The organism is Pseudomonas oplopanacis, from assembly GCF_057128725.1.
On sequence record NZ_JBSKHV010000016.1, the window covers coordinates 65,187 to 77,464 of the forward strand.

8 protein-coding genes are annotated in these 12,278 nt (G+C 62.4%); 7 read left to right on the forward strand and 1 reads right to left on the reverse strand.

Annotated elements, in window-relative coordinates:
- Window positions 1-151: 151 nt before the first annotated feature.
- Genes ACWKV5_RS25270 through ACWKV5_RS25280 form a run of 3 tightly spaced genes read left to right on the forward strand, consistent with a single transcriptional unit; the run spans window position 152 to window position 4,700 of the window.
- Complete coding sequence (locus tag ACWKV5_RS25270; RefSeq protein WP_483843475.1) at window positions 152-1,324, forward strand: efflux RND transporter periplasmic adaptor subunit; 1,173 nt, start codon at window positions 152-154, stop codon at window positions 1,322-1,324.
- On the forward strand, window positions 1,325-3,298 hold the full coding sequence (locus ACWKV5_RS25275) for a MacB family efflux pump subunit (protein ID WP_483843476.1): 1,974 nt from the start codon (window positions 1,325-1,327) through the stop codon (window positions 3,296-3,298).
- A 7-nt stretch (window positions 3,299-3,305) separates the two neighbouring features.
- Window positions 3,306-4,700, forward strand: coding sequence for an efflux transporter outer membrane subunit (locus ACWKV5_RS25280; RefSeq protein ID WP_483843477.1), 1,395 nt, complete (start codon window positions 3,306-3,308; stop codon window positions 4,698-4,700).
- A gap of 135 nt (window positions 4,701-4,835) precedes the next feature.
- On the opposite strand, the gene pvdP is transcribed toward ACWKV5_RS25280, so the two are convergent.
- Window positions 4,836-6,464 carry a pyoverdine maturation tyrosinase PvdP gene (gene pvdP, locus ACWKV5_RS25285; protein ID WP_483843478.1) on the reverse strand — a complete coding sequence of 543 codons (1,629 nt, stop codon included), beginning with the start codon at window positions 6,462-6,464 and terminating at the stop codon, window positions 4,836-4,838.
- Window positions 6,465-6,657: 193 nt separating this feature from the next.
- Here pvdP and pvdM point away from each other — a divergent pair, with 193 nt between their 5' ends.
- The 4 genes from pvdM to ACWKV5_RS25305 all read left to right on the forward strand — a co-directional run bounded on the left by pvdM (window position 6,658) and on the right by ACWKV5_RS25305 (window position 12,241).
- Window positions 6,658-8,007: a pyoverdine-tailoring dipeptidase-like protein PvdM gene (pvdM, locus tag ACWKV5_RS25290; protein ID WP_483843479.1), complete on the forward strand. Its 1,350-nt coding sequence runs from the start codon at window positions 6,658-6,660 to the stop codon at window positions 8,005-8,007.
- 28 nt (window positions 8,008-8,035) lie between these two features.
- The gene (pvdN, locus tag ACWKV5_RS25295) at window positions 8,036-9,316 is read left to right on the forward strand and encodes a pyoverdine-tailoring periplasmic protein PvdN (protein ID WP_483843480.1); all 1,281 of its coding nucleotides are present in this window, start codon (window positions 8,036-8,038) and stop codon (window positions 9,314-9,316) included.
- 202 nt (window positions 9,317-9,518) lie between these two features.
- On the forward strand, window positions 9,519-10,385 hold the full coding sequence (pvdO, locus tag ACWKV5_RS25300; protein ID WP_483843481.1) for a dihydropyoverdine dehydrogenase: 867 nt from the start codon (window positions 9,519-9,521) through the stop codon (window positions 10,383-10,385).
- 206 nt (window positions 10,386-10,591) lie between these two features.
- Window positions 10,592-12,241 (forward strand): cyclic peptide export ABC transporter, encoded by a 1,650-nt coding sequence (locus tag ACWKV5_RS25305; RefSeq protein WP_483843482.1) that lies wholly within the window; start codon window positions 10,592-10,594, stop codon window positions 12,239-12,241.
- Window positions 12,242-12,278: the final 37 nt, after the last annotated feature.

Genomic DNA, 12,278 nt, shown 5'->3' on the forward strand with positions numbered 1-12,278 from the left:
GTCATGAGCTACAGGTGTAACCCTATGTGTCCGCACCTAAATTCCCCGCACCATTCCTCGTTTACAGGACAGCTCCCCGTCTCTCTCGGCTGTCGCTGTTAGCTGCGCGCAGGTTGAACGACGGGCCGATACCCATTGGCCGGAACCCTGCATGAAACGTCCCCGACACACCCGACGCGCCCTGCTTGTAGCACTTAGCCTGATCCCCGTTATCGCCGTCGCCGCCTGGCAAATCATTCCGCCCGGCCGCGACAGGTTCGCCACCGTGACCGTCAGCCGGGGCGACATCGAAAGCAGCGTCACCGCGTTGGGCACCCTGCAACCCCGACGTTATGTCGACGTCGGCGCCCAGGCTTCCGGGCAGATCCACAAAATTCATGTGGAGGTCGGCGACGTGGTCAAGGAAGGTCAATTGTTGGTGGAAATCGATCCGTCCACGCAACAGGCCAAGCTCGATGCCGGGCGTTTCTCCATCGAAAACCTCAAGGCCCAGCTCCAGGAGCAACGGGCCCTGCACGAACTCGCACGGCAGAAATACCAGCGCCAGCAGAACCTCAAGGCCGGTGGCGCCACCCGCGAAGAAGACGTGCAAACCGCCCAGGCCGAACTGCGCGCCACCCAGGCGCGTATCGACATGTTCCAGGCGCAGATCCGCCAGGCCGAAGCCAGCCTGCGCAGCGATCAGGCCGAGCTCGGTTACACGCGAATCTATGCGCCCATGTCCGGAACGGTGGTCGCCCTCGACGCTCGTGAAGGCCAGACGCTGAATGCGCAACAGCAAACGCCGCTGATTCTGCGCATCGCCAAACTGTCGCCGATGACCGTGTGGGCCGAAGTCTCGGAAGCCGACATCGGCCACGTCAAACCCGGCATGAACGCCTGGTTCACCACCCTCAGCGGTGGCAATCGTCGTTGGAGCAGCACGGTGCGGCAGATCCTGCCCGTACCACCCAAGCCACTCGACCAGACCAGCCAGGGCGGCGGCAGCCCGGCCAGTTCGAGCAAAAGTGGCAGCGCCCGCGTGGTGCTGTACACCGTGTTGCTCGACGTCGATAACGCCGACAACGCGCTGATGGCAGAGATGACGACGCAGGTGTTTTTCGTGTCCGACCAGGCAAAAAACGTCCTCACCGCGCCCATTGCCGCGTTGCAAGGTGGCGCGGAACCGGACACTCAAACCGCACAAGTCGTGGCCAAAAACGGCAGCATCGAGTCGCGTGAAGTGCGCACCGGCATCAGTGATCGCCTGCGGGTGCAGATCCTCGATGGCCTGCGCGAAGGCGATCACCTGCTGATCGGCCCGGCTGACGGGAGTGGCGGCTGAATGCAGACGCCCCTGATCGACCTGCACGACATTCGCAAAGCCTACGGCGGCGGTGACGCTCCCGAAGTGCATGTGTTGCGCGGTATCGACCTGTCGATCCATGCCGGGGAGTTCGTGGCGATTGTCGGCGCCTCCGGGTCCGGGAAGTCGACGCTGATGAACATTCTCGGCTGCCTCGACCGCCCGACATCGGGCGAATACCGCTTCGCCGGGGAAAACGTCGCCGGCCTCGACAGTGATGAACTGGCCTGGCTACGCCGTGAAGCCTTCGGCTTTGTGTTCCAAGGGTATCACCTGATTCCGTCCGGCTCGGCCCAGGAAAACGTCGAGATGCCGGCCATCTACGCAGGCTTGCCGGCGGCCGAACGTCACGCCCGCGCCGCCGCGCTGCTCGACCGTCTCGGTCTGGCCTCGCGCACCGGCAATCGCCCGCATCAACTCTCTGGCGGCCAGCAACAACGGGTGTCCATCGCCCGCGCCCTGATGAACGGCGGCCACATCATCCTCGCCGACGAACCCACCGGCGCCCTCGACAGCCACAGCGGCGCCGAGGTCATGACCCTGCTCGATGAACTGGCGAGCCAGGGCCACGTAGTGATCCTGATCACCCACGACCGCGAAGTCGCGGCCCGGGCCAAACGCATCATCGAAATCCGCGACGGCCTGATCATCAGCGACAGCGCCCGCGATAACCCTCAGGCCCAGACCTCAGCCAACCCCGGCGCGCTGCAAGCCGTGGACCTGCGCAAGCGCCTGAGCGAAGGCGCCGAAGCCACCGGCGCGTGGAAAGGCGAATTGATTGACGCGGTGCAAGCGGCGTGGCGGGTGATGTGGATCAATCGCTTCCGCACCGCGCTGACGCTGCTCGGGATCATCATCGGCGTGGCCTCGGTGGTGGTGATGCTCGCCGTCGGCGAAGGCAGCAAGCGCCAGGTCATGGCACAGATGGGCGCCTTCGGTTCGAACATCATTTACCTCAGCGGCTCGGCGCCGAATCCGCGTACTGCGCCGGGCATCGTCACCCTCGATGACGTCGCGGCGGTGGCCAGCCTGCCGCAAGTGATGCGGATCATGCCAGTCAATGGCCAGGAAGCCGGGGTTCGTTTCGGCAACCTCGACCACTTGAGCTACGTCGGCGGCAACGACACCAACTTCCCGGCGATCTTCAACTGGCCGGTGGTCGAAGGCAGCTACTTCACCGAGGCCGATGAGCGAAACGCGGCGGCGGTCGCGGTGATCGGCCACAAGGTGCGGACCAAACTGCTCAAGGATGTGGCCAACCCGATTGGCCAATACATCCTGATCGAAAACGTGCCGTTTCAGGTGGTCGGCGTGCTCGCGGAAAAAGGCGCCAGCTCTGGCGACTCCGACAGCGACGACCGCATCGCCATTCCCTACTCCGCCGCCAGCGTGCGGCTGTTCGGCACGCACACTCCGGAATACGTGGCCATCGCCGCCGCCGACGCGCGCAAGGTCAAGGAGACCGAAACAGCCATCGAGCAATTGATGCTGCGCCTGCACAACGGCAAGAAGGATTTCGAACTGACCAACAACGCGGCAATGATCCAGGCCGAAGCGCGCACGCAGAACACCCTGTCGCTGATGCTCGGCTCGATTGCCGCGATTTCCTTGCTGGTGGGCGGCATCGGCGTGATGAACATCATGCTGATGACCGTGCGCGAGCGCACCCGCGAGATCGGTATCCGCATGGCCACCGGCGCCCGGCAGCGCGACATCCTGCGCCAGTTTCTGACCGAGGCGGTAATGCTCTCGGTGGTCGGCGGGCTGGCCGGGATTGCCCTGGCGCTGATCGTCGGCGGTGTGTTGATTCTCAGTGAAGTCGCTGTCGCATTTTCCTTGATAGCGGTGCTTGGCGCCTTCGGCTGCGCCTTGGTCACCGGTGTTGTCTTCGGCTTCATGCCGGCCCGCAAAGCTGCCCGACTCGACCCGGTCACGGCCCTTACCAGTGAATGATTTCTCCATGAAGCCGCAACTCAGTCTGTTGACGCTCTGCCTGTTGCTCAGCGCGTGTGGCACGCCCGCCCAGCGCCCGGACGCCGGTATTGAGGCACCCGTTTCCTGGCAATCACCCCACACGCAAGACGCCGCGCGCAACAACCCGCAATGGTGGACGCAGTTCGGCAGCCCGCAGTTGGACAGACTGGTCGAACAGGCGCGAATCGGCAGTTTCGATCTGGCTGCAGCCATCGCCAGGGTGCGTCAGGCCCGGGCGGAAACGGTGGTGGCCGGCGGTTCGCAACTGCCGCAGGTCACGGCCGGGTTGAATGCCAACCGCCAGAAACTGCTGCGCGGCAATGGCTATAGCCAACTCGATGCCGACAGCGACAACAGCGCCGTGGACTATTTCAACGCCAACCTCAGCGCCAGCTACGAAGTCGATTTCTGGGGCGGCCAGCGTGCTTCCCGCGACAGCGCGCAATTTGCCCTGCAGGCCAGCCAGTTCGATCAGGCCACGGTGGAACTGACGCTGCTCAGCAGTGTTGCCAGCGCCTACGCGCAAACCCTGTCGTTGCGTGAACAGAGCCGCATCGCCGAGTTGAACCTGGCGAATGCGCAGAACGTGTTGAAACTGGTGCAGACGCGGTTTGATTCAGGCTCGGCGACAGCGCTGGAACTGGCGCAGCAGAAAAGCCTGGTCGCCGCGCAACAACGGCAATTGCCGCTGGTGCAGCAACAGGCGCAGGACGCGTCGATCAGCCTTGCCGCCCTGCTCGGCCGACCGGTGCAGGCGCTGGCATTGGGTCAGGAACACTTTGATCAGCTGTCATGGCCGACCATTGGCGCCGGCCTGCCCAGCGAACTGATCAGCCGTCGTCCGGACATTGCCTGTGCCGAGGCGCAACTGGCGGCAGCGCAGGCGGATGTCACCGTGGCCCGCGCCGCGATGTTGCCGACCGTGACGTTGAGCGCCGAAATCGGCTCGGGCGCGGATCGCGCATCGGACATTCTGCGCAGTCCGTTCTACAACCTCACCGCCGGGTTGCTTGCGCCGGTGTTCAACAACGGACGCCTGGGGGCCGAACGCGACAAGGCCACGGCCCGCCAGCAGGAACTGCTGGAGACCTATCGCGGCGCGATCATCAACGGTTTCGCCGACGTGGAAAAAGCGCTGAACAGCATTCGTGGGCTGGATGAACAGCGGCAATGGCAAGGTGAAGAACTGAAGCAGGCGCAAACCGCGTTCGATATTGCGCAGAGCCGCTATCAGGCCGGGGCCGAGGATTTGCTGACGGTGCTGGAGACACAACGCACGCTGTATGCGGCGCAGGATTTGAATGTGCAGCTGCGGTTGTCGCGGTTGCAGGCGAGTATTGCGCTGTACAAGGCACTGGGTGGGGGGTGGCAAACTTTGTGATGGCTGTATCTGTTCGGCCGCCTTCGCGAGCAGGCTCGCTCCCACAGGGATTATGTGTGCCACATGATTTAGGCAAGACACATAACCTGTGGGAGCCGAGCTTGCTCGCGATGAACGATAACGCGCAGTAACTGATTAACTGGTAAGGGGCTTAGCCTTTAAATGTCGCGCATACCAGGGCCGCTGCGGCACTTTCCTGAACAAGTCAGCGAGCTTCTTCTCATCCTCGCCAAACGTGATCCGCAACGCCAGCTTCATGGTTTCCGGGTCCATCTCCACCGACTTGCCCGCCTGCAACCCCGGCGTGGTGCTGCAACCGTGGGTGCTCGGCCCGAGCCACGGATCATCGACCTCCACCCAACGCCCCGGCGCAAACCACGCCACGCCATTGACCTCCAGCCGACTCACCTCCCCCGGATGAAAGCGTTCATGCGCGCGAAACCAGTCTTCCAGTCGATCATCGATCCAGCCATGGAAATGCCAGAACACCGGGTTCACATGGGATGAAAACGGATCACCGAGGAAGTCGTTTTCAGGTGCAAACCAGCGGGCGGAGAAGTCTGAGGGATCCCGGGCGAACGGCACCGGATGGCCGTTGGACGGATCACGCGGCACCGAGGCCCAGCGCATGTGCAGCCAGTCGTGCAGACCCAATTCAACCTCTGAACCGAACTGCCCCAGGGTCAGCTTCGACAGGTAACGCGGGTCGCGGTAGCGCGACTCCCAGACCTGGAAATTGCTGTGATAAGTCTCGGCAGTCTTGATATCGCTGACCCATTGCGAATATTCGGCATCGTCGTCGGCCAGCCACGTCGGCGGCAGCGCGGTGCCGTCGTGGTTGTCGCAGTAATGAGCGAAGCCGATGCGGTCACGGGCCAGTTCCGGTTGCGGCAACGGAAAGTGCTGCCACGACGGCAGGTCCTGCATCGACCGCGCGGTGCCAAGCATGTGCCGGTGCATGAAGAAAAAATCCACGCCCGAACCGTTGCGATCCTTGCGCGCACCGCGAGCATCGCGTTCCTTGTCACGCGGACCCGGTTGCCAGCCGAGGCCACGCAGGGCATTGCGTTTGTCTTCGGCCAAGGTGTGCCATTTGTCCCGCGAGGCATGCCAGAGCTGGTGAAACAGCCGGTGCTCGGGGGAAATCAACCAGGCCAGCAGCGGCGCATTCAGCCCGGTGCGCTCGCGGGCTTCCGGAAATACGCGTTTGACCGCGATGAAGCGGTTGTCCTGCGCGGTCATCATCAGCGGCCGATCAAGGTTCAATACGCGACCGCTGAGGGTGCCGCTGCCGGCATTGCCGAAACCGGCCCAGACTTCGTCCAGGGTCATGCTGAATTCGTAATCGGGGGTGCCGTTGGCCGCGTCGGCACTGACCAGTCGCCAACTCAATTGCGCCGCTTTGGCATCGGCCAGATCACCCAGCACCCGGTAGCGCGGAGTTTCGTTTGAACGCAAACGCTCGGCCGTGTCGAGATAGCCGATCAGGCCGCGTCCTTTGTGGCCGACATCCAGAAACACTTCCAGACCGTCACGAGGCAACCCTTCAATCCCGGCGTCACGCCCTTCAAAACGAATCTGCCAGACGCCCCGCAGCGTGTCCGCCAGCCGTTGGCCAGCAACATCCGCCACATCAAATGAAGCTTCGCTGGGGGTGATCGTCGGATCCGCTTTCGTCCATTCGCGATGCCCATAAAAAGCCGCAGGCACGGCAGCGCCGGTCAGCGCCAGGCCTGCCATGAACCATCGTCGAGAAATCGTCATTGCCCTACCTGTGTCAGCCATGAAGCAGGCTTTATCCAAGCTAGAACGTTCTCCCTCTCTGAAAATTTAAAAGCTTCGTCGGAACGCCGCCCGGAGCAAGCCGGCAGATACACCTAAATTATCGGATCAGCCACTCGTCCATCCCAGATAGCAAAGCCCCCACACCGGGGCAACGGACCTGACTGAGATGAACATGAAAAAACCACGTTCAAAAAAGGCGCTGTACCTCGGCCTGCCCCTGGCGCTGGCCATCAGCATCGGTGCCGGCTATGCCGCCTGGGATCACTGGTTCAAGGACAACCCTGGTTACCCGGTCAAGGTGATGCAACAGGCCGATGACCTGCAAACGCGCATCCTCTCGTTCGACAGCCACGTCACTGTGCCGCTGGACTTCGGCACCGCTGGCAACGAAGCCGACAAGGAGGGCAGCGGCCAGTTCGACCTGGTCAAGACCGGGCGCGGACGCCTGTCCGGCGCAGCCCTGACCATCTTCGGCTGGCCGGAAATCTGGAACGGCGCCAACGCTCCGCACCGCCCCACTGCCGGTTTCGTCGACGAAGCCCGGTTCGAGCAGGAAACCCGCTACAAAATCATCAGCGCCATGGTTCGCGATTTCCCCAACCAGGTCGCCATCGCCTACACCCCCGACGACTTCCGGCGCCTGCACGGCGAAGGCAAGTTCGCGGTGTTCATGAGCATGCTCAACGCCTACCCGCTGGGCAACGACCTCAACGCCCTGGACACGTGGGCCGCCCGTGGCATGCGCATGTTCGGTTTCAATTACGTGGGCAACAACGCCTGGGCCGACTCGTCGCGCCCACTGCCGTTTTTCAATGACTCGCGCGATGCCCTCGGCGGCCTGTCGGACATCGGCAAACAAGCCGTGCACCGCCTCAACGACCTCGGCGTGATCATCGACGTCTCGCAGATGTCGACCAAGGCCCTGGAGCAAGTCGCGCAATTGAGCCGCACACCGATGGTCGCCTCGCACTCGGCGCCGCGTGCGCTGGTGGACATCCCGCGCAACCTCAGCGACCAGGAAATGCAACTGATCAAGAACAGCGGCGGCGTGGTGCAGATTGTCGGCTTCCCGACCTACATCCGCCCCTTGAGCCAAACCACCCAGGACAAACTCAACGCCCTGCGCGCCCGCTTCGACCTGCAACCGTTGCAAGGCCTGGAGATGGCGCTGATGCCCGGCGACCCGGTGATCACCGTCTGGTCCGAGCAGCGCTTCGGCGAATACGCCAGCCAGCTCTACGCGATTGTCGACGAAGAACCGAAAGCCACGCTCAAGGACTACGGCGACGCGATTGATTACGCGGTGAAGAAAATCGGCATCGACCACGTCGGCATCAGCTCCGACTTCAACGACGGCGGCGGCCTCGAGGGCTGGAAGGATGTCAGCGAAGCCCGCAACGTCACCGCCGAACTGATCAGTCGCGGCTACAGCGAGGCCGACATCGCCAAGCTGTGGGGCGGCAATTTCCTGCGGGTCTGGGACCAGGTGCAGAAGTCTTCCCGGCCGCTGGCGAAAAACTGAAATTCCTTTGCAAAAGCGAACCTTGCTGATGACCAACCGTCGTTCATTCCTCAAGCAGGCCGGGATTCTCGCAGCCGGCCTGCCCCTGAGCAGCGCTGTGATGTTGCCGGCACGGGCTGCCACGGCGCAGCCGCTGCCCAAGGACAAGTGGGCGCAATTGCGCCAGCTGTTCGATCAGGACCCGGACTATTTGCACTTCGCCAACTTTCTGGTGACGTCGCACCCGCGACCGGTGCGCGAGGCCATCGAGCGGCACCGCGCCAACCTCGACCGCAACCCCGGCCGGGCGATGGACTGGGACCTCGGCGAAACGGAAAAACGCGAACAGGACGTGCGCGTCTGGGCCGGGCGTTACCTCAAGGCCAAGCCTGAGCAGATCGCCCTCACCGGCAGCACCACCGAAGGCTTGTCGCTGATCTACGGCGGCATCCATGTGCGCCCGGATCAGGAAATCCTCACCACCGAACACGAACACTACGCCACCAACTACGCGCTGGATTACCGTCAGCAAAAGGACGGGGTCAAGGTGCGCAAGCTCAAGTTGTTCGAGAACAGCCGCGACGTGTCCGTCGACGAAGTGCTCGGTTCCATCGCCAAAGGCATCCGCCCGAATACCCGCGTGCTGGGCATGACCTGGGTGCAATCGGGCAGTGGCGTGAAACTGCCGATTGGCGAGATCGGCAAACTGGTGGAAGAACAAAACCGCAACCGCGACGACAAGGACCGCATTCTGTATGTGGTCGACGGTGTGCTCGGTTTTGGCGTCGAAGACCTCGACTTCCCCGACATGCATTGCGACTTCTTCATTGCCGGCACCCACAAATGGATGTTCGGCCCGCGCGGCACCGGGATCATCTGCGCCCGTTCCGCCGAGCTCAAGGACGTCACGCCGACCATTCCGACGTTCTCCGAAGCCACCACCTTCTCGACCATCATGACCCCCGGCGGTTATCACAGTTTTGAACACCGCTGGGCGCTGGACGAGGCGTTCAAGTTGCACCTGGAACTGGGCAAGGCCGAGGTGCAGGCGCGGATTCATGCGCTCAATACCTATGCGAAAAACCGCTTGCTGGAAAACCCGCAGATCGAACTGGTCACGCCAAAGAGCCCGGACCTGTCCGCCGGTTTCACCTTCTTCCGCATCAAGGACCGCGACTGCGAAAAAGTCGCCGCCGGGTTGATGGAAAACCGCGTGGTCTGCGACTCGGTGGAGCGCGATGTCGGCCCGGTGATTCGGATTGCGCCGGGTTTGCTCAACACCGAAGAACAGATCGACCGCTTCATGGCCCTGCTGAACAAAACCGCATGACGCTGATCCCTGTGGAGATTGGGATTACCTGTGGCGAGGGGGCTTGCCCCCGTTCGGCTGCGGAGCAGTCGTAAATCCAGGCAGCTCGGTTTGTCTGAAAGGACGCAGGGGGCCGCTTCGCGACCCAACGGGGGCAAGCCCCCTCGCCACAGGTAAGCCAGCTCACCATAGCACCCCGATTTTTCTTTACTCGAGATGACTCATGAACCGAGATCAATTGACCCTGCCGTTCAAGGCCCTGGCCCTGACCGCACTTATGATCGGAGGCGCCCAGGCCGCCGCCGCACCGCCGCCCGGCAAAGTATTCAAGGACTGCCGCGACTGCCCGGAAATGGTGGTGCTGCCCGCCGGCACCTTCACCATGGGCACGCCGGACGATGAAGTCGGTCGCGAGCCCGATGAAGGCCCGATGCACGACGTGACCTTCGCCAAGCCGTTCGCCATGAGCCGCTTCCAGGTCACCGCCGGTGAATGGGACAGCTATGTGCGCGAGAGCGGCGTGATCATTGCCAATGGCGATACCCGGCCGGGCCGCGAATGCGTCGCCAGCAAACCGCGTTATCCGCAGACACCGCGCCAGCCTGCGGTGTGCATGAACTTCGACGACGTCAAAAACTACGTCGCCTGGCTGTCGAAAAAAACCGGGCAGACGTACCGCATGGTCAGCGAGGCCCAACGGGAATACGCCGCGCGGGGCGGCACCAAGGGCCCATTCCCCTTCCCCTTCGATGAGGGCAAGGAATACAGCATCGCCAGGCACGCCAACACCTACGGCCCGGCCGACGGTTACAGCTACAGCTCGCCCGTGGGCAGCTACCCGCCGAACGCCTTCGGCATGTACGACATGCATGGCAACGTGTACGAATGGGTCGAAGACTGCGAACACCCGGACTACGTCGGTGCGCCCACCGATGGCAGCGCGTGGGTAGAGGCCAAGTGCGAAGCCGTGCGCATTCGTGGCAATGACTGGGGTGAAGCGCCAGTGTTCTCGCGCTCCGGCAACCGCAATAGCCAGTACCCGCAAGAGCGCGGGGACTGGATCGGCTTTCGCATTGTCCGCGATCTCTAAGAATCACCGAGATCCCCTGTGGGAGCGAGCCTGCTCGCGAAGGCGGCGTGTCAGTCGACATTGAAGTTGAATGTCAGTGCGCTTTCGCGAGCAGGCTCGCTCCCACAGGGTTATGTGTGACGACCATCAGTCGGTGGTCGCTAAATTAAGCCTTCGATCAGACGTTCTACTGGGTATCTGCCTTTCCACCCAAGGAACCGTCCTCCATGACCCAGCCTCCCCGTGGCGCCATCGGCGAATTGTTCGCCCTGTTGAAACCCTTTCGGCTTATCGTCGCTGCGTCCATTTTTTTGGGCATGGTCGGCGGCCTGAGCGTCACGGTCTTGCTGGCGACCATCAACAACGCCCTGCATTCGGACAGCGGCCTGACCCAAGGCGTCGTCGCGCTGTTCGCCGGCCTGTGCCTGCTGGCGCTGCTGAGTTCGATCTGCTCGGACATCGGCACCAACTACGTCGGCCAGCACATCATCGCCAAACTGCGTAAACAGTTGGGCGAAAAAGTCCTGTCGGCGCCCATCGAACAGATCGAGCGCTACCGCAGCCACCGGCTGATCCCGGTGCTGACCCACGACGTCGACACCATCAGCGATTTCGCTTTCGCCTTCGCCCCACTGGCGATTTCCGTAACCGTGACCCTCGGTTGCATGGGTTACCTGGCGATCCTGTCGTGGCCGATGTTCCTGATCATGGTCGCCGCCATCCTGATCGGCACGGCGATTCAGGCCTACGCCCAGAGCAAAGGCGTGCAGGGTTTCATGGCCGCCCGCGACGCTGAAGACGAACTGCAAAAACACTACAACGCGATTGCTGAAGGCGCCAAGGAACTGCGCATTCATCGCCCGCGCCGCCAGCGCATGTTTGTCTCGGGCATCAAGGCCACCGCCGAATTCATCTGCAACACCCAGGTGCGTTCGATCAACACGTTCGTGATCGCCAAGACCTTTGGCTCGATGCTGTTCTTCGTGGTGATCGGTTTGGCCCTGGCCCTGCAAACCTTCTGGCCGAGCGCCGACAAAACCGTGATGAGCGGTTTCGTGCTGGTGCTGCTGTACATGAAAGGCCCGCTGGAACACTTGATCAGCACCCTGCCGATTGTCAGCCGGGCGCAGATTGCTTTTCGCCGCATCGCCGAATTGTCCGAGCAGTTTTCCACCCCTGAACCGCATCTGCTGCTGAGCGATCAGGGCCAGGTCAAACAAGCCGTGCACGAACTGAAACTGGCCGATGTGCGTTTCGCTTTCCCGGCCGTTGAAGGGGCGGCGCCGTTCCAGCTCGGGCCGGTCAACCTGACGATCAAGCAAGGCGACATCACCTTTATCGTCGGCGAGAACGGTTGCGGCAAGACCACGTTGATCAAGCTGCTGCTGGGTCTGTACACACCGCAGCAGGGCGAGATCAGCGTCAACGGCGAGGCCATCGACGCGCAGAATCGCGATGATTATCGCCAGTTGTTCACCACGATTTTCGCCGACTACTACCTGTTCGATGACGTGGTCCAGGGCGATACGCACATCCCCGAAGACGCCAACAAATACCTGCAACGACTGGAAATCGCGCACAAGGTCAGCGTCAAGGACGGCAATTTCACCACCACCGACCTCTCCACCGGCCAGCGCAAACGCCTGGCGCTGGTCAATGCGTGGCTGGAGGAGCGGCCGGTGCTGGTGTTCGATGAATGGGCGGCGGATCAGGACCCGACCTTCCGCCGGATCTTCTACACCGAGCTGCTGCCGGACCTCAAACGCCTGGGCAAGACCATCATCGTGATTTCCCATGATGACCGTTATTTCGACGTCGCCGATCAACTAGTGCGCATGGAAAGCGGCCGGGTGGTTACCGAGCTGGCCCCTGCCTGATCCCTCGCCACAGGTTCGCAATAAACCTGCTCATTTC

Excerpts from the sequence above, each read along its gene's own strand:
- ACWKV5_RS25275 (WP_483843476.1), top strand. The coding sequence starts at position 1,325 with ATGCAGACGCCCCTGATCGACCTGCACGACATTCGCAAAGCCTACGGC.
- ACWKV5_RS25270 (WP_483843475.1), top strand. The coding sequence starts at position 152 with ATGAAACGTCCCCGACACACCCGACGCGCCCTGCTTGTAGCACTTAGC.
- pvdM (WP_483843479.1), top strand. The coding sequence starts at position 6,658 with ATGAAAAAACCACGTTCAAAAAAGGCGCTGTACCTCGGCCTGCCCCTG.
- ACWKV5_RS25305 (WP_483843482.1), top strand. The coding sequence starts at position 10,592 with ATGACCCAGCCTCCCCGTGGCGCCATCGGCGAATTGTTCGCCCTGTTG.
- pvdN (WP_483843480.1), top strand. The coding sequence starts at position 8,036 with ATGACCAACCGTCGTTCATTCCTCAAGCAGGCCGGGATTCTCGCAGCC.
- pvdO (WP_483843481.1), top strand. The coding sequence starts at position 9,519 with ATGAACCGAGATCAATTGACCCTGCCGTTCAAGGCCCTGGCCCTGACC.
- ACWKV5_RS25280 (WP_483843477.1), top strand. The coding sequence starts at position 3,306 with ATGAAGCCGCAACTCAGTCTGTTGACGCTCTGCCTGTTGCTCAGCGCG.
- pvdP (WP_483843478.1), bottom strand. The coding sequence starts at position 6,464 with ATGACGATTTCTCGACGATGGTTCATGGCAGGCCTGGCGCTGACCGGC.